11 protein-coding genes are annotated in these 26,845 nt (G+C 46.4%); 6 read left to right on the forward strand and 5 right to left on the reverse strand.

The genetic code is table 11. The features are described from left to right. Positions 1–16 precede the first annotated feature (16 nt). Genes L6421_RS00490 through L6421_RS00510 form a run of 5 tightly spaced genes read left to right on the forward strand, consistent with a single transcriptional unit; the run spans position 17 to position 6,509 of the window. Positions 17–1,093 carry a DUF58 domain-containing protein gene (locus L6421_RS00490; protein ID WP_237262015.1) on the forward strand — a complete coding sequence of 359 codons (1,077 nt, stop codon included), beginning with the start codon at positions 17–19 and terminating at the stop codon, positions 1,091–1,093. Continuing rightward, positions 1,086–1,655, forward strand: coding sequence for a hypothetical protein (locus L6421_RS00495; RefSeq protein ID WP_237262016.1), 570 nt, complete (start codon positions 1,086–1,088; stop codon positions 1,653–1,655). Before L6421_RS00490 ends, L6421_RS00495 begins: the two co-directional genes overlap by 8 nt. Continuing rightward, positions 1,655–2,818, forward strand: coding sequence for a vWA domain-containing protein (locus tag L6421_RS00500; protein WP_237262017.1), 1,164 nt, complete (start codon positions 1,655–1,657; stop codon positions 2,816–2,818). Before L6421_RS00495 ends, L6421_RS00500 begins: the two co-directional genes overlap by 1 nt. Then, positions 2,815–4,935: a vWA domain-containing protein gene (locus L6421_RS00505; RefSeq protein WP_237262018.1), complete on the forward strand. Its 2,121-nt coding sequence runs from the start codon at positions 2,815–2,817 to the stop codon at positions 4,933–4,935. The genes L6421_RS00500 and L6421_RS00505 overlap by 4 nt, the downstream gene beginning before the upstream one ends. After that, positions 4,929–6,509, forward strand: coding sequence for a hypothetical protein (locus tag L6421_RS00510; RefSeq protein WP_237262019.1), 1,581 nt, complete (start codon positions 4,929–4,931; stop codon positions 6,507–6,509). The genes L6421_RS00505 and L6421_RS00510 overlap by 7 nt, the downstream gene beginning before the upstream one ends. Before the next feature lie 107 nt (positions 6,510–6,616). Here the strand turns inward: L6421_RS00510 and L6421_RS00515 are convergent, their stop codons facing one another. From L6421_RS00515 to L6421_RS00535, 5 genes are all read right to left on the reverse strand, one after another. Beyond that, positions 6,617–6,877: a hypothetical protein gene (locus L6421_RS00515; RefSeq protein ID WP_237262020.1), complete on the reverse strand. Its 261-nt coding sequence runs from the start codon at positions 6,875–6,877 to the stop codon at positions 6,617–6,619. Between the two features lie 130 nt (positions 6,878–7,007). After that, the gene (gene trxC, locus L6421_RS00520) at positions 7,008–7,436 is read right to left on the reverse strand and encodes a thioredoxin TrxC (protein WP_237264508.1); all 429 of its coding nucleotides are present in this window, start codon (positions 7,434–7,436) and stop codon (positions 7,008–7,010) included. Positions 7,437–7,502: 66 nt separating this feature from the next. After that, the gene (locus tag L6421_RS00525; RefSeq protein ID WP_237262021.1) at positions 7,503–7,967 is read right to left on the reverse strand and encodes a hypothetical protein; all 465 of its coding nucleotides are present in this window, start codon (positions 7,965–7,967) and stop codon (positions 7,503–7,505) included. Between the two features lie 458 nt (positions 7,968–8,425). Continuing rightward, entirely contained in the window at positions 8,426–10,030 is a 1,605-nt protein-coding gene (locus tag L6421_RS00530) for a dynamin family protein (protein WP_237262022.1), read from the reverse strand. A 231-nt stretch (positions 10,031–10,261) separates the two neighbouring features. Continuing rightward, positions 10,262–10,603 carry a hypothetical protein gene (locus tag L6421_RS00535; protein ID WP_237262023.1) on the reverse strand — a complete coding sequence of 114 codons (342 nt, stop codon included), beginning with the start codon at positions 10,601–10,603 and terminating at the stop codon, positions 10,262–10,264. Between the two features lie 324 nt (positions 10,604–10,927). Here L6421_RS00535 and L6421_RS00540 point away from each other — a divergent pair, with 324 nt between their 5' ends. After that, positions 10,928–26,776: a retention module-containing protein gene (locus L6421_RS00540; protein WP_237262024.1), complete on the forward strand. Its 15,849-nt coding sequence runs from the start codon at positions 10,928–10,930 to the stop codon at positions 26,774–26,776. The last annotated feature ends 69 nt before the right edge of the window (positions 26,777–26,845 follow it).

Raw genomic sequence — 26,845 nt, forward strand, 5'->3', positions numbered from 1 at the left:
TTGGTAATACATTAAGATGCAACTATTCAAACTGATAAGTCATTTTGTTGCTCTCGTTTGGCGGAAAGTTCGCCAATGGTTGGCTTTGTCTGGCGATATTACACCTTCTATTGGCCAGAGGCTTTACCAACCGATTTTATCGTCTGCCGAAATCACCGACTTTGCCGAGCAACTTGCCCAAGCCAGCAGTAAGGTTTCACCCAACTTAAAGCAGAGTGAGGCTTTAAGGCAGGGTGAGCAAACCTCTCAATTTATGGGGGCCGGTTTAGAGTATGAGGAGAGCCGACCTTATCAACCGGGCGATGAAATTAGACGCATTAACTGGCGCTTAATGGCGCGTACCGGCAAGGCGTACACCAAGCTTTTTCAGGAAGAACGCCAAGAAAACTGGTTTATTTTGGTCGATCATCGAGCCAGTATGCGTTTTGGTACCCGTAAACGTTTAAAGGCGACCCAGGCTGCAAGGGTGGCGGGTTATTATGCCTGGATAGCCCAACAAATGGGCATTCCGGTCGCAACAGGACGGCTGGCAGAAGATTTTGAGCAGTCACGCATTTTTGAAGGTAAATCGCTTTATTCGCATGTCATGGAGTTTGTCAGCAAACCTTGTCCGCCAGCAAACAATGATTCACGGATTGAACCGTCGTTGAACGATCTGTTAGTCAGTTTAACCGCTCAGTTACAACCTGGTTCGAGATTGATTTTGATCAGTGATTTTCATGATGTTGATCAGCGTACCACCGAGGTGTTGACCGCACTGCAAAGCCGCGTGGCCATTAAAGCGGTATGGGTAAAAGATATTGCGGAAACCCAACTGCCGGCGATTGAAGGTTTGCAGCTACAATCCACGGTGAACCAACAAGTTTATGCGATTGCCGATGCCGAGCAAAGGTCAAACTACCAGGCCTGGTCAATTCAATACCAAACAGAAATTCAGCACGCCATGAATCAAGCGGCGGTTGGGGTTTATTCGGTATACGCACATGAATCTTTAGCAGAGATGATGCTGTCGTTAAGTGTTGCAAACAAAAACAACTTGTTTGATAAGGCTTCACAAAAGGTCTCAGAAAATGCGGGGGTGTCTTATGGTTAATGAGCAGTTGACCTTGCCTGAAGCGGCTGATTTGGTGTTATACGATATCGAATTACCGGTTTCTCCCGATTTTGATTGGTTAAGTCTTTTGCAAACCAGTGCTTATTGGCTGGTCGTTTTATTGGTTTTGATGGCTTTGATTGCCTTATGGGTGATGTTTACAACACGTCATCAAGCTTTCGCCAAACAGAGCCTCTTGTTGCATTTTTTATTGGTACGTCGCCAATTGGCTAAACTGCAGAAAGCTACTACGGAGAACCCAGAGGACAAGGCAGCGCATCAGGCAATCTCTGACGCGGAAATCAAGGGTTTCTATCAGCTCTCACAGCGTTTAATGTATGTTGCACAATTACTCGGCCTGCAAGATAAGTCGCCAATAACATCATTGCAGCGTCAAGCTAATGTCGTGGCGTTTTCAGAACAATCTGTTTCACGTGAAACTTATGCGATGAGCCTTACAGAGACCGAAAAGTTTTTGCATAGCCATTTGAATGCTAAAAAATTGGTGGGTTATTATCTGGGTCAGTTAAGTCAGCTAAGGCTTTTTAAGGGTAAGGTTTAATGGAAGTTTGGTTATTGAGTCTCTTTAATTTAGCAGGCCTGGTAGCGGATTCTGAAACAGCCAGTTTGGCTTTTGAATCGCCTATATGGTTGTGGCTGATGGTGCTTTGGCCCATGTTTTGGTGGTTAAGCGGTCGTTTTCATGCCAATAATGATTTAAGCGAAATCCATAGCGCCCGTCAGCTGCGAGTGAAACATGCCTTAATTCATAAGGCACAGCGAGCCAAACCCGCGCAAAATGCGTCGATTTTCTCTGTTAGGTCAATGGTCTTCAACCTGTTACGAGGTTTGGCGATTAGCCTGATTGCCATCGCACTCGCTCAGCCGATTCAAAAGTTGCCTACGCCTTCTGAACCCGATAGCAAAACGGTACGTGATATCGTGTTTGTGGTTGAAAGCTCGGCCTCTTTTTTACTGCCTGATTATGAGATGAACGGTCAAACCGAAACCCGGATGAACGTGGTTAAACAGGTGTTGGATAGCTTTATTGCCAAACTGGAGGGCAACCGCTTTAGCTTGGCCATTTATGCAGATAGTGCTTATACCATGTTGCCATTAACCTCAGACCAAACATTGGCGCGTTTGAGTTTAAAGCGCCTACAACCCTATTTAGCCGGGCGCACCGATACCGCGATGGGTGAGGCGTTAGGATTGGCGCTCAAGCAAACCGACTTCTCCACCGGCGTGACCAAAGCCAGTGCCGACACCTTAAAGCGGGTATTGGTGTTGATTAGCGATGGTTTAAGCCAGCCAAGCAAGATTGAGCTGACCGAAGCGGTGAATTATGCACAGCTTTTACAAGTACCGATTTATACCATTGGGGTGGGCGCGAGCAGTGAAAAAGCCGATAAAAGGCTTTATACCGGCTTGCTTTATCAACCGCTGGAAGCAGAGTCATTAAAGACCATTGCCCAACAAACGGGAGGGCAATATTATCAAGTAGGCAGCGGAGCTGAGATTTCAGCCGTGTTGGATAAAATCAACCAGGCAGAAGGGGTGCCTTATGTCAAACCGCCAAGCCCTCCGCAAAAACAGGATTTATCCCCTTATCCATTGATGGCAGGCCTGTTGATCTTGGGCTTGTATTGGTTATTAAGTCTTATTTGGACTGGCGATGTGCTCAGAAAAACCAAACAAGGCAAGCTTTTTAAGGGGGCGGCATGATTGACGCTTTGTTAAATGACGCTTTAATGTGGCGCGCGCCGATTTGGCTTTGGGGGCTTTTATTACCTCTTTTGATTTGGTTTATTCAAGCGTTGTTACGTTGCCGCCAAAAGCAGGGATATGCCGATGCACATTTATGGCCTTGGGTGGCTACTCAGTCATCTTCTACTAAGCCATTATCCAATCCAACTGCCAAAAACACGACCAGGCCTGGTGACTCAAAGACACCTTTGAGTAAGTGGTTATGGATTGTCATCAAGCCGTTTAAAGCCTTGAACGCAAGTCGTTTGTTGGTTGTTGCCTGGCTCTGTTTTGTCATTGCCTTGGCAGGACCTCGCAGCTTAGACAGCCAGTTTGACACCCAAACTCGCAGTGGTGTCGATGTAATGATCGACTTTGATTTATCCGAGTCGATGACGGCTGAGGATGTGAAGCCCAACCGTTTTTTATTTGCCAAGTCGATTGCTCAGACGTTGGTTTCCGAACTTGAGAACAATGACCGGGTCGCATTGAATGTGTTTGCCTTCCAACCGCATACGGTTTTGCCATTAACCTATGATAAACAGGTCTTCAATCATGCCTTAAACTTGATTGAACCAGGCATGTTGCCAACCCAAGGTAGCTGGTTGGAGCTGGCGTTAATTGGAGCTTTAAACACCTTAACCCAGAGCGGTCGGGGCGCAAAAGTCTTGGTGGTGTTTACCGATGGCGCCCCACCTTTTTGGAAGCCAATGGAATTACCCAAGGTGGTTCAGTCGCTGGAGGTTACCCGTTCTCAAAAGCAGAGCGATACCGGGGTGAAGGTCATCTTTGTCGGGGTTGGCACAACACGCCCAGCAACCATTCCTGATAAAACCCATGATTCTGGGCATCTGCATGTCAATGGCTTGTTGGTGCAAAGCCGTGTGGAAGAGAGTCAGTTGCTCAAATTAGCACAGCAGACCGAAGGGGTTTATTTACGTGCCAGTACGGATCAAGGTTTTATGGAAAAACTGCTAGCCGAAATTGAACAAAGTGCGGCCAGTTATCAAGATAAAACTGTTAAACAGGTGTGGGTGAATTACGCCCAACCTTTTAGGGTAATGGGGATAATCAGTTTGTTGTTGGCGTTTTATTTTTGGCAAATTGGTTTGGGGCTTTTGCAAGGTAGCAGAAAAATGCGCAACAAGTTCATGGCTTCAACCTCAACCACCAATATGCTGTTAATGCTGGTTGTTCCGTTTCTGATTGTTGGCAGTTTATCGATGTGGCCACAAACCTCAATGGCACAAGAGGTTAACAATAGCTTACATGACGCTTATGCGGCCTTTAATGATGAATCTTATGAGTTGGCAGAAACGCTCTATGATGCCAGCCCAAATTATCTGGGGTGGTTTGGCGCGGGTGCTTCAGCTTATAAATCGGGTGATTTAGAAGCCGCTGTCCTGTATTTTAGACAGGCCGCCTGGCAAGCGCCTAATGATCAAGATAGAGCCAAGGCGCTCTATAATTTAGGCAACAGTTATTATCAAGCCAATCTTTTGCCACAGGCCATCGAGTCTTATCAGCAAGCCATGCTGTATCTACCGCCGACTCAATCGGTAACGCAAGCAACAAATCAAATAGCAGAACTATCCACTTACGCCAAAGCCCAACATAATTTGCAGCTGGCTCAGCAGCGTCATCAATTGGAAATACAAGCCAAACAGGGTAAATCAAAACCTGAAGACAAAGACCAGGGTAAAGGCTCTAAAGGCGACAGTGAGGGCGCTTTTTATGGTGGGCAGAAAACGGGCGACTCGGATTCAAAAGAACCCGGTTTTGGCGCTGATGGCGATGCCCTGAGTGGCAATAAAAGCGGAAAGTTATTGAAAATACCCGATGTAGACGATTTGACGGATTTTCGCCTTAACCCAAGCATTGCCAAATTGCGGTTGAATACGGTGGCTCAGCAAGCGGGGGGCAATAAGGTGTTACAAGCACAAGTCAATCAGCAAAGAGCGGAGCAGTTTGAACATCAATTGCAAAAATTGCAAGACGACCAGAAACAGCTTTTAAAAAGGCTGTTTGAGCGTGAAGAAGGTTTTCATGCCGCGCAAGAGAAAGCGCATGTTATTCCAGGAGCGCAACCATGGTAAACACGATGAGGACTTTGGGTTGTAGGTTATTGGCGTTGTTTTTGGTCACGTTTTTTGTCAGTCCGGCCATGGCGTTTGATGCCGAAGTGACCAGGCCTGGTGATTTGGCTAAAGCTGAAGCAACACAAGAGAGTTCACCGATAACGGTGAGGATTCGACCGACCAATGTGCAGCTTGGCGAGCCGGTTTCTCTCGTGATCGAGGGTGAGAAAATCGGTCAGTCGACCGCGTTATTGGATTGGAGCAATCTTAAGCAAGATTTTGTGATCAATGGGGTTGACCAGCACTCATACCTTTTAAGGTTGACGCTGTATCCGCTTAAAGAGGGTGATTTAGTGATTGCCGAGCAAAATGCCGGTAGGGTGCATATCCCGAGAACGGTCATTCAGGTTCAAGCTAATCCACAAGTGAGTATTCAATGGCAAAAGCCTAAAGCCGAATTGTTCAGCACACAACAAGGGGTGTGGCAAGCCAAGGTGGCGGTAGATAATCCGGCGTTCTTAGTGGAAATGCAACCGTCTTCGGAGTCGGAAAATAACGAAATCATTACACATCTGTTAAGTTCGTTAAGTCATCCGCAACTCCATATGGTGAGTTATGAGATGCCGAGTGTTTCAAAGCGACAAACGGTACTTATCAACTCGCCTGTGGTTGAAGTGAAAAACACCAGTAATCGACGTTGGAAGTTTTTCGATTCTCCACAAACCGTGCAGATTAAACCCTTGCCGATTTTTTTACCGATGTCGGCTGCCGTCGGTGAGATCGACTGGAAGATAACACCTTTAAGGCGGTTTTACCAAGTGGGTGATTTGTATTATTGGCACTGGCAATTAACCGGCCAAGGAGTGACCGAGGATTATCTTAAATCCACGGCTTATCAGTTGATTGGTCAGTTAACGCACAATGATCAGCTTGCTTGGCTGGCAGAGTCGATGCAAGCCACACAAATGAGTGATGATAAAGGTATGTTGACGCAGTTGGATGTGCAGATACCGTTTCGGATCAAACAACCAGGCCTGGTTGATTTTCCTGAGCTTGTTTTGCGCAGTTTTAATCCCGACCAGGCCAAGGTGTCGCAACAGACTTTTGCGGTGGCGAGCGTGGTGGTTGTACCAGGCTGGCTGGTATGGATTTTCAACTGGTTGATTTTGTTGCTTGGCATCGTTTCAGGCTATTTTATACTGCTACTTGTTAAGCAGTATTGGTTGAATATCCAGTTGCGTAGACAATTGAAAGAGGCGCAAACCAGTGAGCACGTTTTGCAGGCGATTTTGTCTTGGCAATCGAAACACCTATTGGGTTTAAGTATGACTGGGCAAACCAATCAGATTCAGTCATTGAGACAATTTGAACAGTGGTATCAACAACTTTATGGCGATTCGCCGATATTATCGACGTTAATCGACGAGTTGAATGCCATGCTTTACTCAAAATCGAGTCAAGAGGCGTCGTTTTCAAGCATCAGAAATAATGCCCAGGCCTGGGCATATTCACTTTCCATCATCAAAGGCTCACAACTGGCTTTCAAACGAGTCTTAAGAAAGGTCATGCAAGCCTTAAGGCTTAACCGATAAAACGGCCGTTCAATCCAGAATATAGCCTGCTGTAGAACGGGTTTTGCGTTCCGGATAAGAATTACCAGGCCCGGTGACTTTAAAAATCTTCGTGGCTGATTTTGCTATTATTTTGAACGGTAGGTTTCATCAAACGGTTTGATGATGCGTTGGTATTTTTTCCAAACCAACACTAGGGCATAGACTAAAGAACCCAGTAGAATCGCCAAACCAAGGTAAGCGATACCGGTTGAAAAGGCGTTCTCTCTGAACAAGAACGGAATCATTAAAATCACGCCTAAGATAAAGCCCATTGAGATGGTTTTTAATGCTACTTTAATGATGCCCTGCATAAGTAAATGTTTGTGTTCTGGTGAACCTAATTCCATGCTGTTCTCGCTGTAATGTATAGAGGTTGTTTGATTATACGTTTGTTAGGTTTCTTAGATGGGAAAAATCGATGTAACGGGCGATATGTTTGAATACATCGCCCGATTTTCTGAAGCTTGGCGGCTTGGTCTAGTTTGGCAGGTTTTGCTCAAGCCAGCGGCTAAAATTACCATAATCCATTGCGCCAGACATTCTGGTTAACTCTTTGCCAGACTGGAACACCGCCAGTGTCGGAATAGAGCGAATGCCAAATTGAGCGGCGATTTGCTGTTCGTTTTCGGTGTTGATTTTAATAAAACGTGCTCTAGGCTCAAAGTTAGCTGCGGCTTGCGCAAAGGTTGGGGCAAATCCCTGACAAGGCCCACACCAAGGCGCCCAAAAATCCACTACAAGTGGTTGGTCGCTTTTATTTAAAGCTCTTTGGAATTGTTGGCCGTTCATCTCTATTGGTTTGCCAGGGAAAAGTTCGCCTTTGCATTTGCCACAAGTGGCTTGTTTGGAGAGTTTTTCATCTGGTACACGGTTAAGACCCGCGCAGTGTGGACACATAATAATCATCACTTACTTCCCATTGTTTATGTCGGTAATTCTAAAAATATGGGGGTGTTTCAGGCGTTTTCAAGTCTAGTTTTCATCAAGCCAGCTAGGCTTGGGACTTTCGCGTTTACCTGCATCAAACCCTTCGTTAACAAAGCCATGCAGGGTTTCGTCATGGCAGTGAATCAACTCTACTATTTTGGGATCATCGCTGGTCAGGGTCGCTTCTACACCGTTTTCTATATTACGGTATTCCATTTTGATTTGGTCTTTGTATTCAAATAAAGCGGAAAATAGAGGATCCCAAGAACGGATCGCCCTGCCCATGCCAAAGCGTTTTTCCATGCCGATAACATGTTCTTGAATGATTTTAGCCAACTTGGGAGATGCCGAAGTGGTGCGGCTACAAATCCCGTTGGGAAGTTTTTCCGTAGTGCGCTCTAGTTCAGAATGATGTTCGAGTAGATGGCTGAACAGGGCTTGGTCTTTTTTGTGTTGTTCATCACTGCCGTGTCCGTGTTTGTAATTGCGGTGCTGGGATTTGCTTTCCATAAAATACTCCATATACGGTCAAGGTATTTTAAATAAGTTTGCTTGAATTGTCGTGGTGGAGCCGTGTGCAAAATTGAGTTTGCGCAACTATCAAGCAAAAAAAAACGCGGTATTGGTCGATACCGCGCTTTTCAAGCTGAGGAGCATTAAAAACCCTTTTTTAAAACAGGGAGAGTTTTTGAGGCTTTTAAGACTAAGGAGTAACTCAAATAAATTGATTAGGTTTATTCAAGTTACTGAAGAGTTTAATACTCAGCTTAACTTTGAGCAATAGGTAAAAGTTGAGGAAGTATTGAAAGAGTATGGATAACTAATATGGGTATTAGAATATTTTATACACCTATAGGCTAAAGCCTTATTTTATGTAAGGGTAATTGATTTAATTCATTATTATCAATAAGTTAAAACAGAATGAGTCAAGTATGGTTTTGAACACCATCCTGCTTTGCGTATGAAGGTTATTTTTCAGAAACAACCGTTTTAGAGTCATGCTTTGTTGTCATGGATGCCTCAGTGGTGTTTGTAGCAAGGATTTCAGGTTGAATTTTTTGATTAGTATCGTCTGATTGAATATCGCTGGCTTGGCTTTTTGGGGCGCTCTGCTGAAATTCGACCGGTGTTGTTTCGGGGATATCAATCTCAGCGGTTGTCGTTTCCTGCTTACCTGAAGGGTTTGCAAATTGGTCGTTTAACTTCTGAATGGCTCTTTTACTGGCCGCCACGACTTGGGTTAGTTTGCGACGATTTCGGTTGCTCCAACCTCTCGGCTCTTTAGAGAACATGCGCCGCCAAAAGCGTGTATTGTGACGAAGGGCATTGGCTAATTGGGGATCGTTTTTTTCAATGCGTGCCGCATCCCATTCAGAAAGTTTGGCGCGTAAGAACCAATGGGTGCTGAAAATGATGACCACAGCTACAGCGCTGAAGCCCGCACCATAGATAATCGATTCTTGCATGAGTTGAGCGATTTTCCATTCCAATATAGGTGTATCAAAAGCGCCAAATGTATTAAGGGCAAACAGCAGAGCGAAAAACAGGGTAGCAAACACAGCTATGTCTGCAGTAATGACTTTTCTGCGCCATGAGCGGACGGCATCCTTTATTAGTGGTATTTTGGTTTCATGAATCTCTTCTACAAGGTTTTCCATTGCATTGGCGATGCGGTAGGTACGTTCGATGCTGACTTTATCAATACGTTGTTGAATGCGCTGCATATCCAAATCTTTTTTACGTTTAAAGCGTTCCGCTTTGGCGTCATCATCGAAATCATTGGCAGAAGCTTCGTTATAGATGGCATAGAAATTTCCACCCACCAAGCCTTGACTGGAAATCGCGCGTTGCCATGAACCAATCACCTCTTCAGGGTTATCTTCTTGCGCGGCGGTATCAATTTGATTGAGAATGTAAAGAACCTTGTCAGAATCCTTACGGCCAATGGTGGTCGCAACCAAATGTTGTAATGTATCGCGCATTGCACCTGGCTCAGGGTGACGAGCGTCAAAAAACACCAATACCAAATCAGACATTTCAATAATGTGATTGGTAATCCTAAGGGTTGAGTCTCTCTGCGAATCCGCATCAAAGCCAGGAGAATCAATTAAGATTTTGCCTTTTAACACCTCTGCATTGGTGGTTTTGAGTTGCAGGTATTTATCAATACGACTGCCTTCACCGGTTTCGACCTTCTCAATCTCTTTGCTTATTCCAAAAAAAGGAAAGCGCGGGTCAGAATCCAATGCTAGGCCTGGTAGAGTGGTCACCTCATCGTTCTCACCATAACAAAGAACGGTAAATTTATCGTCAACGGCTTGATTACCGGTGGTTTGAATCTTTTTACCTGTGTAGCCGTTAATAAACGTCGACTTACCTGCCGAAAAGGTACCCAGTACCGAAATAAGCGGCCACCACGAGATTTGCGTTGCATAAGATTGTTCTTTCGTTAACAACCCAGTTTTGTAACCCACTTTATCAAGCTCTTTGTAGGTATTGATGATGTCTAAAAGAACCGGGTTCTCTTCTTTAAGGTGTTGTTGCAATTTAAGATAGCGCTCTTTTGGTGTCATGTTTTCGCTTCCTTAGTGGTGATTAGATGGGCTTGCTTAACACTGGGTTGAACCGTGCATGGGTTGAGCATAGGAGGAGTTTGGATATTTTATCTTGGCATTATTAAGATGGTTGGATATTGCGTTGGATCCAACTTCATATAACATCATCCATGCTAGGTCGCTATCAATCGATTTCAATTACGCCGCCACGGCTTGACGTAGGTTTAACCAGGCCTGGTTAAATCCAAGCTATTCTTTAGTGGAAATAGTCGATTGATTTGATAAAAAATTGCTTTGAGCCTGCAAGTTGGAGGCATAGGTTAAACCGTTTGTGGTTTCGTTGGCTTCGTTTGCGCTATTTTCAACCGCTTCAGTATTGTTGATGGTTTGCTGACGGCTTAAGGATAAATAATCGGTTACCGGATTTTCGGTGCTTGTCGTTAATGTCACCGATGTATCTAGCTTGGAAGGCGTGCGCAAGCTTTCAGAGGATCGTTCATTGGTCTTAGATTCAATTTTAGAATTATTGTTGCTTTGTTGGTTTTGCATTGATAGTGCGGCTGAAGCAAGATTAGGGTTAATTGTAGACATAATAAACTCCTGCAAAACATCTTAACTAAAAGAAAAATCAATTATTGATGATTCAATTATAGGATAAATGAAGGGCAAAAAACCGATTTATAAATCAAATTCAAAGAAAGAGAGTTTGTTTCAATAAGTTTAAAGGATTTATGACACTACATTTAGTGAATTTCTATAATCCTAATCTATATTTAGTGGGTTATAAATTGTTAACTAAAAAAAGATTATTGTATTGTCCTTGGGTACAGTAGGCGTGCTTGAACCTCAAGCGTATGATACGTTTAAATAGAGTTTTAATAGCTTGATATTCAATGCAAAAATTGGAGTGCCAAAATGTCTACAATCGTCGGTGAAGTTTCAAAGTTAGAAGGTGTTGTTCGTGCCATAAATCCAGCGACAGGTGAAAGTCGTGTTCTACAAGCTGGGGATGAGGTATTCGCAGGAGAGGTTATTCAAACCTCCGGTAAGGGTGGCATCGTTATCGATATGGCCAATGGTACGCTTTTAACACTTGGACGCGACACGCAAATGCGTTTGGATGACGACGTGGCTGGACAAGCGAACATGGTCGATTCTGGAACAGAAGGCGCTGTAGATATCGCAGCACTTCAGCAAGCGGTATTGGAAGGAAACTTCGACGCACTTGAAGCCACTGCAGCCGGTGATGCTTTAGTCTTTGGTAGCGCCTCGGATGGCGGTGTTTTTGTCGAACGTATAGCAAGCACAGGCCAAGTGACTTCAGGTTTTGATACGACGACAGAAAATCAAACATTCACTGATGTGACACGTTATACCGGTGAAGAGATCGCTCCTGGTGTTACTCCTGCTACACCTGTTATCCCAACCATCAGCGTAGCGGATGCCGGAACGATCAATGAAGGTTCGGATGCAAGCTTCATCGTAACGTTAAGCAACCCGATGGAAGCGGCACACGACATCAGCTTAAGCACCACATTAGGTACCGCCGAAGCGAACGACATCGGTGCGATGACTGTCAGCTACAACGACGGCGTCAACGACATCGTCATCCCCCAAAACACAGATGGCAGCTACACGGTTCCTGCAGGGGTTACCTCATTGACGGTTGACGTTGCCACGACTCAAGACGATGTATACGAAGGACCTGAAACCTTCAGCTTAACCGCGGGTTCAACGTTGGTTGGCAGCGACACGGGCAGTGCGACGATTGTCGATGACGGCACAGGCACACCGCCTCCAGGCACACCAGTAGACAACGACATCCCAACCATCAGCGTAGCGGATGCCGGAACGATCAATGAAGGTTCGGATGCAAGCTTCATCGTAACGTTAAGCAACCCGATGGAAGCGGCACACGACATCAGCTTAAGCACCACATTAGGTACCGCCGAAGCGAACGACATCGGTGCGATGACTGTCAGCTACAACGACGGCGTCAACGACATCGTCATCACCCAAAACACAGATGGCAGCTACACGGTTCCTGCAGGGGTTACCTCATTGACGGTTGACGTTGCCACGACTCAAGACGATGTATACGAAGGACCTGAAACCTTCAGCTTAACCGCGGGTTCAGCGTTGGTTGGCAGTGATACAGGCAGTGCGACGATTGTCGATGACGGCACAGGTACACCACCTCCAGGCACGCCAGTAGACAACGACATCCCAACCATCAGCGTAGCGGATGCTGGAACGATCAATGAAGGTTCGGATGCAAGCTTCATCGTAACGTTAAGCAACCCGATGGAAGCGGCACACGACATCAGCTTAAGCACCACATTAGGTACCGCCGAAGCGAACGACATCGGTGCGATGACTGTCAGCTACAACGACGGCGTCAACGACATCGTCATCCCCCAAAACACAGATGGCAGCTACACGGTTCCTGCAGGGGTTACCTCATTGACGGTTGACGTTGCCACGACTCAAGACGATGTATACGAAGGACCTGAAACCTTCAGCTTAACCGCGGGTTCAGCGTTGGTTGGCAGTGATACAGGCAGTGCGACGATTGTCGATGACGGCACAGGTACACCACCTCCAGGCACGCCAGTAGACAACGACATCCCAACCATCAGCGTAGCGGATGCTGGAACGATCAATGAAGGTTCGGATGCAAGCTTCATCGTAACGTTAAGCAACCCGATGGAAGCGGCACACGACATCAGCTTAAGCACCACATTAGGTACCGCCGAAGCGAACGACATCGGTGCGATGACTGTCAGCTACAACGACGGCGTCAACGACATCGTCATCCCCCAAAACACAGATGGCAGCTACACGGTTCCTGCAGGGGTTACCTCATTGACGGTTGACGTTGCCACGACTCAAGACGATGTATACGAAGGACCTGAAACCTTCAGCTTAACCGCGGGTTCAACGTTGGTTGGCAGCGACACGGGCAGTGCGACGATTGTCGATGACGGCACAGGCACACCGCCTCCAGGCACACCAGTAGACAACGACATCCCAACCATCAGCGTAGCGGATGCCGGAACGATCAATGAAGGTTCGGATGCAAGCTTCATCGTAACGTTAAGCAACCCGATGGAAGCGGCACACGACATCAGCTTAAGCACCACATTAGGTACCGCCGAAGCGAACGACATCGGTGCGATGACTGTCAGCTACAACGACGGCGTCAACGACATCGTCATCACCCAAAACACAGATGGCAGCTACACGGTTCCTGCAGGGGTTACCTCATTGACGGTTGACGTTGCCACGACTCAAGACGATGTATACGAAGGACCTGAAACCTTCAGCTTAACCGCGGGTTCAGCGTTGGTTGGCAGTGATACAGGCAGTGCGACGATTGTCGATGACGGCACAGGTACACCACCTCCAGGCACGCCAGTAGACAACGACATCCCAACCATCAGCGTAGCGGATGCTGGAACGATCAATGAAGGTTCGGATGCAAGCTTCATCGTAACGTTAAGCAACCCGATGGAAGCGGCACACGACATCAGCTTAAGCACCACATTAGGTACCGCCGAAGCGAACGACATCGGTGCGATGACTGTCAGCTACAACGACGGCGTCAACGACATCGTCATCCCCCAAAACACAGATGGCAGCTACACGGTTCCTGCAGGGGTTACCTCATTGACGGTTGACGTTGCCACGACTCAAGACGATGTATACGAAGGACCTGAAACCTTCAGCTTAACCGCGGGTTCAGCGTTGGTTGGCAGTGATACAGGCAGTGCGACGATTGTCGATGACGGCACAGGTACACCACCTCCAGGCACGCCAGTAGACAACGACATCCCAACCATCAGCGTAGCGGATGCCGGAACGATCAATGAAGGTTCGGATGCAAGCTTCATCGTAACGTTAAGCAACCCGATGGAAGCGGCACACGACATCAGCTTAAGCACCACATTAGGTACCGCCGAAGCGAACGACATCGGTGCGATGACTGTCAGCTACAACGACGGCGTCAACGACATCGTCATCACCCAAAACACAGATGGCAGCTACACGGTTCCTGCAGGGGTTACCTCATTGACGGTTGACGTTGCCACGACTCAAGACGATGTATACGAAGGACCTGAAACCTTCAGCTTAACCGCGGGTTCAACGTTGGTTGGCAGTGACACGGGCAGTGCGACGATTGTCGATGACGGCACAGGCACACCGCCTCCAGGCACGCCAGTAGACAACGACATCCCAACCATCAGCGTAGCGGATGCCGGAACGATCAATGAAGGTTCGGATGCAAGCTTCATCGTAACGTTAAGCAACCCGATGGAAGCGGCACACGACATCAGCTTAAGCACCACATTAGGTACCGCCGAAGCGAACGACATCGGTGCGATGACTGTCAGCTACAACGACGGCGTCAACGACATCGTCATCACCCAAAACACAGATGGCAGCTACACGGTTCCTGCAGGGGTTACCTCATTGACGGTTGACGTTGTAACGACTCAAGACGATGTATACGAAGGACCTGAAACCTTCAGCTTAACCGCGGGTTCAACGTTGGTTGGCAGCGACACGGGCAGTGCGACGATTGTCGATGACGGCACAGGCACACCGCCTCCAGGCACACCAGTAGACAACGACATCCCAACCATCAGCGTAGCGGATGCCGGAACGATCAATGAAGGTTCGGATGCAAGCTTCATCGTAACGTTAAGCAACCCGATGGAAGCGGCACACGACATCAGCTTAAGCACCACATTAGGTACCGCCGAAGCGAACGACATCGGTGCGATGACTGTCAGCTACAACGACGGCGTCAACGACATCGTCATCCCCCAAAACACAGATGGCAGCTACACGGTTCCTGCAGGGGTTACCTCATTGACGGTTGACGTTGTAACGACTCAAGACGATGTATACGAAGGACCTGAAACCTTCAGCTTAACCGCGGGTTCAGCGTTGGTTGGCAGTGATACAGGCAGTGCGACGATTGTCGATGACGGCACAGGTACACCACCTCCAGGCACGCCAGTAGACAACGACATCCCAACCATCAGCGTAGCGGATGCCGGAACGATCAATGAAGGTTCGGATGCAAGCTTCATCGTAACGTTAAGCAACCCGATGGAAGCGGCACACGACATCAGCTTAAGCACCACATTAGGTACCGCCGAAGCGAATGACATCGGTGCGATGACTGTCAGCTACAACGACGGCGTCAACGACATCGTCATCACCCAAAACACAGATGGCAGCTACACGGTTCCTGCAGGGGTTACCTCATTGACGGTTGACGTTGTAACGACTCAAGACGATGTCTACGAAGGACCTGAAACCTTCAGCTTAACCGCGGGTTCAGCGTTGGTTGGCAGTGATACAGGCAGTGCGACGATTGTCGATGACGGCACAGGCACACCACCTCCAGGCACGCCAGTAGACAACGACATCCCAACCATCAGCGTAGCGGATGCTGGAACGATCAATGAAGGTTCGGATGCAAGCTTCATCGTAACGTTAAGCAACCCGATGGAAGCGGCACACGACATCAGCTTAAGCACCACATTAGGTACCGCCGAAGCGAACGACATCGGTGCGATGACTGTCAGCTACAACGACGGCGTCAACGACATCGTCATCCCCCAAAACACAGATGGCAGCTACACGGTTCCTGCAGGGGTTACCTCATTGACGGTTGACGTTGCCACGACTCAAGACGATGTATACGAAGGACCTGAAACCTTCAGCTTAACCGCGGGTTCAGCGTTGGTTGGCAGTGATACAGGCAGTGCGACGATTGTCGATGACGGCACAGGTACACCACCTCCAGGCACGCCAGTAGACAACGACATCCCAACCATCAGCGTAGCGGATGCTGGAACGATCAATGAAGGTTCGGATGCAAGCTTCATCGTAACGTTAAGCAACCCGATGGAAGCGGCACACGACATCAGCTTAAGCACCACATTAGGTACCGCCGAAGCGAACGACATCGGTGCGATGACTGTCAGCTACAACGACGGCGTCAACGACATCGTCATCCCCCAAAACACAGATGGCAGCTACACGGTTCCTGCAGGGGTTACCTCATTGACGGTTGACGTTGCCACGACTCAAGACGATGTATACGAAGGACCTGAAACCTTCAGCTTAACCGCGGGTTCAACGTTGGTTGGCAGCGACACGGGCAGTGCGACGATTGTCGATGACGGCACAGGCACACCGCCTCCAGGCACACCAGTAGACAACGACATCCCAACCATCAGCGTAGCGGATGCCGGAACGATCAATGAAGGTTCGGATGCAAGCTTCATCGTAACGTTAAGCAACCCGATGGAAGCGGCACACGACATCAGCTTAAGCACCACATTAGGTACCGCCGAAGCGAACGACATCGGTGCGATGACTGTCAGCTACAACGACGGCGTCAACGACATCGTCATCACCCAAAACACAGATGGCAGCTACACGGTTCCTGCAGGGGTTACCTCATTGACGGTTGACGTTGCCACGACTCAAGACGATGTATACGAAGGACCTGAAACCTTCAGCTTAACCGCGGGTTCAGCGTTGGTTGGCAGTGATACAGGCAGTGCGACGATTGTCGATGACGGCACAGGTACACCACCTCCAGGCACGCCAGTAGACAACGACATCCCAACCATCAGCGTAGCGGATGCTGGAACGATCAATGAAGGTTCGGATGCAAGCTTCATCGTAACGTTAAGCAACCCGATGGAAGCGGCACACGACATCAGCTTAAGCACCACATTAGGTACCGCCGAAGCGAACGACATCGGTGCGATGACTGTCAGCTACAACGACGGCGTCAACGACATCGTCATCCCCCAAAACACAGATGGCAGCTACACGGTTCCTGCAGGGGTTACCTCATTGACGGTTGACGTTGCCACGACTCAAGACGATGTATACGAAGGACCTGAAACCTTCAGCTTAACCGCGGGTTCAGCGTTGGTTGGCAGTGATACAGGCAGTGCGACGATTGTCGATGACGGCACAGGTACACCACCTCCAGGCACGCCAGTAGACAACGACATTCCTGTAGTTTCAATTTCTGCGATTGACAATTCAGCATTAGAAGGGGATGTCAATAACAGCACAATCGTATTTAAAGTCACGCAAGATAATTTGAGTGATTTTGATTCGGTTGTGACAATCAAACCAGCTTTTGGTGATACAGCGATTACGGATTTTAGTCAGATTAGTTATACCGATGTAAACGGTAATGTTCAGACGTTGACAACCCAGCAAGAGATTGCGGATTTCTTCACTAATGGCGTTGAGGTGATGATCCCTGCTGGTAGCACAGAAGCTCCAGTGATTACGTTTACGGCAGCGGATGATCACTATATTGAACAAGATGAAAGTTTTAGCTTAACGGTTCAATCGGTGACTAATTCTGTTGTCAGCGCTACCCAGAATAGTGCGGATGCCACGATTCTAGATGACGATAATGCTCCTACTACTATAGATGTTACAGCTCGAGTTTCTGAAGAGGGTCTTTCAGGTGGACTTGCTGATACATCGGGTGCCAATGCTGGTGACGATACGACAAATAACACAACTTTCACTGGAACTTTGGCACAGGATTTAGATGGTGATTCACTTTCGATTTCATTTACAGCGCCAACTTCTACTTTGACATCTGATGGGCATCAAATCATTTGGTCAGGTGAAGGCTCGAATCATTTAACGGGTTATACAAGTGAATCGATTGTTCTAGGTCTTGGTGATATCTCATTGGCCGCAAGCGTGGCTATTGGAGATGTTGCTAGTGTTGAGATTACGGCTCTTGCAAGTACGGGTACTTTGGAGTTGTTTGATGGAAACGCTTGGGTTGCAGTAGGTGTTGGTCAGACAATCAGTAATACAGATATTATTGAAGGAAACCTACGTTTTACTCCGAGCTCTGATGCGAATGATTCTCCATTGGTGGATATTGGCGTCAAGGTAAGTGTTCTTGGAGGCGCTCTAGATGTCGATGCTACCTTAGCAATCGATGTTTCTGAGCAAAATACGATTGTTACAGTGGATGCGGATACGTCAGGTGGTTATACCGTCACGTTAAGCGGGCCTGTTGATCATCCTGTGAATTCAGTTGAAGATACATTATCTTTTGACGTAGGTTTTGTCGCTTCAGACGGGTATAACCAATCAACTCCATCTACGTTAACGGTTGTTGTTGAAGACGACATGCCTGATGGCACAATTATTAAAGCAGATTTGGGACTTGATAACTCAGGAATAGATGCATTGGTTGATGTATTGTCTCTGTCTGATAATTTCAGTTTCGACTCTCTAACCAATACGATTTCTAATACCTTAACAATTGATTTGAATAATCTAGTTAAGTTCGGTGCTGATGGCCCAGGAAGTATTTCGTTAAAAACAGGGTTAGGTTGGGCATTAGATGATGAAGGCGTTTTGGTTTCAGTTGATGGTCTAAGTGCAACGATTGATTCAAACAATATGCTATCCCTTACCCAGGCTGATATTTTGAATTCAACGTTAAACGGTAAAGTATATCTTCCTGTTTACATTACTGATGCGGATGGCGATGAAGTCCAAACCAGTATTGAGGTGGATATAAAAGCGGTTATCTCATCTGACCCTGATATCAATGTTTCCGATGTCGCTGTATCGGAAGGAGATATTGCGGTATTTGATATTGATATGCAACCTTCTCTAGTACCTGTAACAATGAATTTAGCATTGGCAGATACTACGACAGAAGCTAATGACTTTGATCATAACACTTCGAATATTGTATTGACTTATCAGACCCTTTTAGGTGAACAAACTATTACTGCAAATCCAGATGGTAGTTTTACCATTCCTGCATTAGTAACTGGTCTACAAGCTAAAGTTCAAACTACCGATGATAATGGAAATCCTGTTTATGAAGGGCCGGAAGGCTTTACTTTAACGGCATCAGTGGGAGCAAACAGCGATTCAGGTGTAGGTACAATCTATGATGATGGTTCTTTCATTGATAATGATATACCGTCATTAAGTATCAACGATGTAAGCGTAAATGAAGACCAAGGCTCAATGACCTTTACGGTTACCTTGAGTAATCCAAGTGATTTTGTCACGACTGTGGATTATGCTAGTTCCAATGGTACTGCGACAGCAGGCTTAGATTACACCGCAGTAAGTGGCAGCCTAAGTTTTGCGCCAGGAGAACTCACCAAAACCATCACCGTCCCTGTTACAGACGACTTCATTGCCGAAGGCTCAGAGACTTTAGACGTTATTCTATCTAACCCGGTCAATGCCACGATTGGCGATGGTACTGGTCTAGGTATTATCAGTGATGAACCAGTGCCTGGCACAGCAGACACGATTACCGTTAGCCTCAGTGGTGATACAACCGTTACCGAAGGCGGTACGGCAAATTACACCGTTACTCTAAGCGAAACCGCGATTACAGCCATGGACGTCGTTGTTGTGACGGGCCACGTTACGACAGACAATGGTGATTTAGTTCCAACCACTATGACCGTAACCGTCCCAGCGGGAAGTGATCACGTTGACTTTAGCGTCAGCAATATCGACGATGCCTATGCAGAAGGCGATGAGAGTTACACGGTTACTCTCTCAGGAGTGACCACGGGCGGAGGTTTTGAAGCGGTTAATGTAAACAAAACCCCAGTTGAAACCGTCATTAAAGACAACACCATTCCAAATACGGAAGTGGATGATGAAGTCATCAATATCACGCTAACCGGTGATGCCTCTGTAGCTGAAGGTGGGACAGCAACATACACAGTGACGCTGGACCAGCCGGCGGCAACAGCTATGCAAGTTGAAGTGCAAACAGGACATATCACGACTGATAATGGTGACCTTGTTCCAACAACGATGATGGTTACCATCCCAGCAGGAGTAAGCAGTGCCAACTTCACGGTCAGCAATAACGAAGACACTACAGCAGAAGGTAATGAAGACTACCAGGTAGCCCTAACAGGCAATAACACTGTGGGTGGCGGTTTTGAAACCATCAACATTAACACTGCGCCGGTTGAAACGACGATTGTGGACAATGATGTACTGTCAATCAGCATTAATGATGTAACTGTCAATGAAGATGCTGGCACAATGACCTTTACTGTGTCATTGAGTACAGACTCTACAACAGACGTCACCTTTGACTATGCCTCGGCTGATAACGGCAGTGCGCTTGCGGGTAGTGACTACACGGCTGTGTCAGGAAGTGGTGTGATTACCGCAGGAAACACGTCAACCACGATTACCGTTCCAATTACGGATGATTACATTGCGGAAAATCCGGAAACTTTCCTAATGAACCTAAGCAACATTTCTCCAAGTGTTGTGGTTGCGGATGCACAAGGTGTGGGAACGATTACGGACGAAGCAACTCCTGGTTCAGAAGATACCATTACCGTGAGCATCGACGGTACAGCCATTGTTGCTGAAGGTGAAACAGCCAGTTACACCGTAACGACTGACAAGCCAGTTGTTACAGACATGACTGTTGACGTTGCTTACAACTACATCTCTGCAGAAACCGGAGATATCGTAGAAGGTATTGCGACAGTTACCATTCCGGCCGGTAGCTCTACCTCAGCACCATTCAATGTTGCAACCGTAGATGATGCCTACCTAGAAGGCGATGAAGTGTTCAATGTCACCATCTCCAATCCACAAGGCGGTGGTGCTGAAAATGTGGTTATCGGAACCGCTGCACAAGCCACAACCATTAAAGACGGTGCTGATGAACCTGATGGTGGAACAGGTACAGACGATACAGCGACTGTATCGATTTCTGGTGATACTTCCGTTATTGAAGGAAATACCGCGGCTTACACAATCAGTGTTGATAAAGCCCCATCAGTGGACATGACTATTGATGTGACCTACACCTACACTTCAGCAGACTCAGGTGATATTAACACTGGAATCACACAAGTCACCATTCCAGCAGGTCAGCTATCAGTACCCCTTAATGTGGCAACGATTGATGACGCCTATGCCGAAGGTGATGAAGTCTACAGTGTCGTTATCAGCAACCCATCGCAAGGTGGTTTTGAAAATATCGTGCTTGGTACAGATACCGCAAGCACCACAATCAGCGATAACAGCACGCCAGGCACCGAACCAAACGATGAAGTCATCAATGTGACGTTGATGGGCGACAGCACAGTATCTGAAGGAGGTCAAGCGACTTACACGATCAGTGTGGATCAACCAACCGCAACGGCAATGGATGTAGAAGTGATTGTTGGCCATATTCAGACTGACAACGGAGATTTAACGCCAGTTACGCAAATGGTTACTATTCCACAAGGCGCAACCTCGATTCAATTTACCGTTGACAACAACGACGACAACCTAACCGAAGGAAACGAGTTGTACAGCGTCGCTCTGACTGGCATCACATCAGGTGGAGGTTTTGAAACAATCAACGTAAATACTAGCCCTGTAGAAACCAATATTATTGACGACGAAGGCACTCCAAGCCTGGTTATCAATAATGTCACGGTTAACGAAGATGCTGGAACGCTAGAATTTACCGTGACGTTGAGCAACCCAACCACTTCAGAAGTGACGTTTGATTACGCCTCATCGGATAACTCTGCGTTGGCAGGTAGCGACTATACTGCGGTAAGTGGTTCTGGTTCGATTGCAGCTGGAACGACTACCACAACGATTACGGTTCCAATTACCGATGACTATATCAAAGAGAACCCTGAAACCTTCTTCATGAACTTAAGCAACCCTAGCGCGAATGCACAAATCGCTGACGCACAAGGTGTAGGAACCATTACAGACGAAGGCACGCCAGGAGCAGAAGACACTGTTACCCTAACGCTAAGTGGTGATGCACAAGTAGAAGAAAGTACTCAGGCTGCGTACACCGTAACGGCAGACAAACCAGTTGTAACCGATCTGACGGTTACGGTTACAACTGGGCATATCACGACAGAAGATGGCGACTATGTTGCTATTACACAAAATGTGACCATTCCTGCTGGTCAAACATCGGTCGACTTTACGGTAGACACGATTGATGACGCCTATGCAGAAGGTAGCGAAGACTTCACGGTCACCATGAGTAACCCTGTAGGTGGTGGTGTAGAAAACATCGTTTTAGGTAGCTCACAAGTTACCACATCTATTGTCGATGAAAGTTCACCAGCTTCTGAAGATACCGCTACGGTCAGTATCAGTGGAGCCACTAGTGTGGTTGAAGGTGAAAGCGCTAGCTATACGGTAATGGTTGATCGAATTCCAACAACGGATCTAATTGTCACAGTACAAACAGGTCATATCACCACAGAAGACGGTGACTATGTACCTCTTAATACAACCGTGACGATTCCAGCAGGACAAACGTCCGTTAACTTCACCGTGAGTACCAACGATGATGCGCTAGCTGAAAGCAGTGAAGACTACAAAGTGAGCCTGACAGGCACCTCTGGTGGAGGTTTTGAGAACACGATTATTGGTGTTAATTCGGTAACGACAGCGATTACCGATGAAACCAATCCATATAATCCAAATGATCCAGATCAGCCAAATGAGAGAGACTCTGGAGCAGTTCTAAGCATCAGCGGTTCAACATCGACAATTGAAGGTGATGCTGTTGAATATACCTTGAGTGTCACTAATGCTCCTGTTCAAGACATGGATGTAGAGGTTAGCATCGCTAATGTGACAACAGATGGCGATGTTGTTGTAGAAACACGTACAGTGACTATTTTGGCAGGCCAAACGACAGCAACATTTACTGTAGATAATATAGAAGACCAAATTAAAGAGAATACGGAATCCTATACAGTATCTATCTCTAATTATGCAACAGGTGGTTATGAGGCTGTAGAGCTTGGTAACAGCAGTATTGAAACCTTTATTACCGATGATGATGAGGCGCCTGAAGTAACAACGATTCCTCCACAAAATGATGAAGATGCAACGGCAGTCAGTTTTGATGTTTCAAGCTTCTTTACTGACGACAGCTCGCTGACGTACAGTGTTACTGGACTTCCTCCAGGGTTATCAATTAACTCTTCAACAGGAGAGATTACAGGTTCTCTAGACAATAGTGCGTCCCAAGGTGGTGCCGGTGGCGTCTATTCAGTCACAATCACGGCAACGGATGGCTTTAACCCTCCAGCCGTTACAAGTTTCGATTGGACTGTGACCAACCCTGGTCCGGATGCGGTTGATGATGGCATTATTTTAGTTGCTGAAGATAGCTTTGGCACTATTATTCATGTGTTAGACAATGATCAAGATCCTGATAGTGATGATTTGTCGATTGTTGCAACGACCAATCCTGCAAATGGTTCGATTATAGTGAATGGTGATGGAACGATTACTTACATTCCAAACCCTAACTATAACGGTCCAGATAGCTTTACTTACACAATTAGTGATGGTGAAGGGGGGATTGATACCGCAACGGTCAACGTGAACGTTACACCGGTTAATGATGCACCTACGATTACACTAGGCGATGAGATTTCTGTTTCTGAGGCTGGTTTAGAGGCTGGCGGTACTGGTGAATTGGCAGATGGGGATGCGTCTAATAACAGCGACACTTCTGAGAAAGCTTCCGGAACGTTCACGATTTCTGACGGAGATGGTTTAGCGGATATCACGACCATAAGTTTTGATGAAACGGGTACCAATGGTTCAACTGCGACCTTTACGTTAGGTGTGAATGGTATTGCCGATTGGAGTGATTTGATTGGCCAGACGTTTAATACGGATAACGGTACTGTAGAAATTACCAGTTATAGTAATGGTCAGTTTGGTTATGACTTTACATTGATATCTTCGGCAACGAATGTGAATAATGCTGATGCTAGCAACAGTTTCCGTATTGGGGTTTCAGATGGGGAATCTGATACGCAGTATGCAACGGTCGATATTAACATTGCCGATGATACGCCAATCGCCTATGACAATGAAGTTACTTTAACTGAAGGTCAAAGTAGTGGTAGTGATGGTTCTACAAATCTAATCTTGACGCTTGATGTTTCCGGATCAATGGATACAGCGGTTGACGGCTCGACTAAAACCCGCTTTGAAATAGCTAGGGATGCGTTAGTTGACTTGATAACGAAATATGATGCTCAAGGTGATACAGCGGTCAATTTGACGCTGTTTGGTAGAGATGCGATGAATATGGGTTGGATGACAGCATCAGAAGCCGTCAATTACCTGGATACTTTGGTATTGCATTGGAATGATAGCGGCTATACAAATGGTCTTTACAGTTCAGGTTCTACCGTTGCTGTTAATGTTGGTGGTACAGATTATCTTGATGCCATCAATTCAACGATGTCGGTAAACGACTTTGTTGATCATCCGGCTTCTCAGACGATTGCCTACTTCTTGTCGGATGGGGATCCAAACGATAATGCAAGCTCTGTAGATAGCGATTCAGATTCGGCGATTGTGAATTGGGAATCATTCATTAGTAGCAATATGGATGATTTACATGTCGTCGCTATAGGTAGCAATGTTCAAAACCCGATTTATTTGAACACGATTCAGGTACTTGCTGATAAAGCGGATACTAGCGGTAAAGAGTATATTGAAGTTACCGATGAAACCCAGTTGTCAGCGACATTGAGTACAACTGTAGTAGAGATCGAGCCAACACAAGGTAGTGTCGTCGTCGATTCGACATCAGGCAATTTGGTCGACCAATCAGGTGCTGATGGTTGGGCGGATGTGAAGCTGGTATCGGTTGAATATAACGGAACAACCTATACCTTTGATGCAACCAATACCGAGTTCACTATCGAGACCGCAGCCGGTACGGTGACTATCGATAACCAAGGTGCTTATAGTTTCACTTCAATTGGTGATGTGGCAGACGATGTGGTTTCCCATGTGACTTATACGGTTCAAGATAGCGATGGTTCGACCGCGTCAGCGGACTTGATTTTGACCACGACGGATAGCAGTGAAGTGGTGGCTTATGACAATACTAACCAAGCTACAGTCCAGTTGGTAGAAGTTCAAGCTTCTGAATCTACAGAACAACTCTATGATCTTACGCTAACGGCTACCGATAAAGGTAGGGGTGATACTGTAACGGGTGAAAGAACCTTTAGTATTGCTGAAGGTACGACCGGTTCGATTGAGTTTGACTTGAGAGTGAATGATTTTGAATTTGTTCTTGGGGATAGTTATACCTGGGCCCTTATGAAAAATGATGGCTCTGGAGAGGTTATTCAAACGGTGACCTATAATCTACCTGATGACGAGTTCAATATTACAGTGAGCAACCTTGTTGCTGGGGACTACAAACTGGTATTGACAGCTAATGATTCAGGTATTGGAGATAAGCGATATGACTTATCCGTGAGCTTACAGAATATTGATGTTGTTTCGACAACACCTCATTCTTGGAAAGTTCAGACTGGTTCCGTTTCAGGTAATGTCATCACCGATGTTAATGCGGCTGGTGAGGTCGATGACAAAGGTTCGGAAGGTGCTTCATTGTCGATTTGGAATGGTACTGAATTTGTTGATGTGCCTGTTTCTGGAACAACCGTTATTGGAACATACGGTACTTTAGAAATCAGCAGCAATGGTTCTTATACCTATACACCAAATGCTGATATTAGCAATACCGGTGAGCAAGATAGCTTTACCTATAAATTGACTCAACCAGATGGAGATAGTGATACTGCACAGTTGACGATTGATATTGTTCAGCCTCCTGTTGCCCCTGTTGTTGATATTCAAGATAGTAATAGCTTACTTGGTTTAATTGGTGTGGAAGCGCTCAATCTACTTGACTTCGGTGCACATCAGACGTTCACCGCATTTGATGCCAATAGCAATTTGAAATCGGTTACGCTGACAACGGGCAGTTTATTAGGTGTCAACTTAATTGACGGTGGTGCTCCGATGACGATTTCCGAGCAACTAGCCAATGAACTTGGCTTGGCGGTTTCATATGATACTGGCGGTTTGAATCTTCTAGGATTAGTGAGTTTAGGTGGTAGTTATTCGATTACCATCACGGCAACTGATGGTGGTGAGATTGATAATCAGGTTATCAACGAGTTATTAGGTACGGTTGAGTTTAATCAAGCGTTAATAGCTGATTTAGGTCTTTTAACTTCAACAACAATCACGGCAACGGATACAACCGGTTTAAGTGATACAGAAACGGTTGGTAATTTAATTGATGTTAACTTGCTGGATAATTCAATTGAAGACAACGGTATTTATGAAGGCACTACCGGCGATGATACGCTTGTAGGAACCAGCGATTCAGATCGTATCTACGGTTACGAAGGTAACGATACCCTAAGCGGTGGTGAGGGTAATGACCTGCTTCGTGGCGGTGCAGGTGATGATATGCTTGATGGTGGTGCTGGCAATGATCTGCTTTACGGTGGTGAGGGCGATGATATCCTGACTGGCGGTACGGGTGCGGATGTCTTTGTGATTGAACCAGATAGCACCGGCGGTAGCACAACGATTACTGACTATAATAAAGCCGAAGGCGACGTTTTAGACTTAAGTGAAGTGATTGATGATTCAGCAACAGAGGGAACGCTGGAGCAGTATCTCAATTTCACTAATCTTGATGCCGATGGCAATGAAGTTGCTGCAGGTGATGCGAATGCGGTTAATACCAAAATCACGGTTGATTCGAATGGTTCAGCGAGTGGTGGTGATATTAGTACCATCTATCTTGATAACCAAGTTATCGACAATATCAATGATTTGAATATCGACTTTCAAAATGACTGATATTTAACCTAAATTAAAAGGGCACCATTCAAGTGCCCTTTTTTTTAGATTCAATTTTATTGAGATATT

The sequence above is a fragment of the Thiomicrorhabdus immobilis genome (assembly GCF_021654855.1).
GTDB lineage: Bacteria > Pseudomonadota > Gammaproteobacteria > Thiomicrospirales > Thiomicrospiraceae > Thiomicrorhabdus > Thiomicrorhabdus immobilis.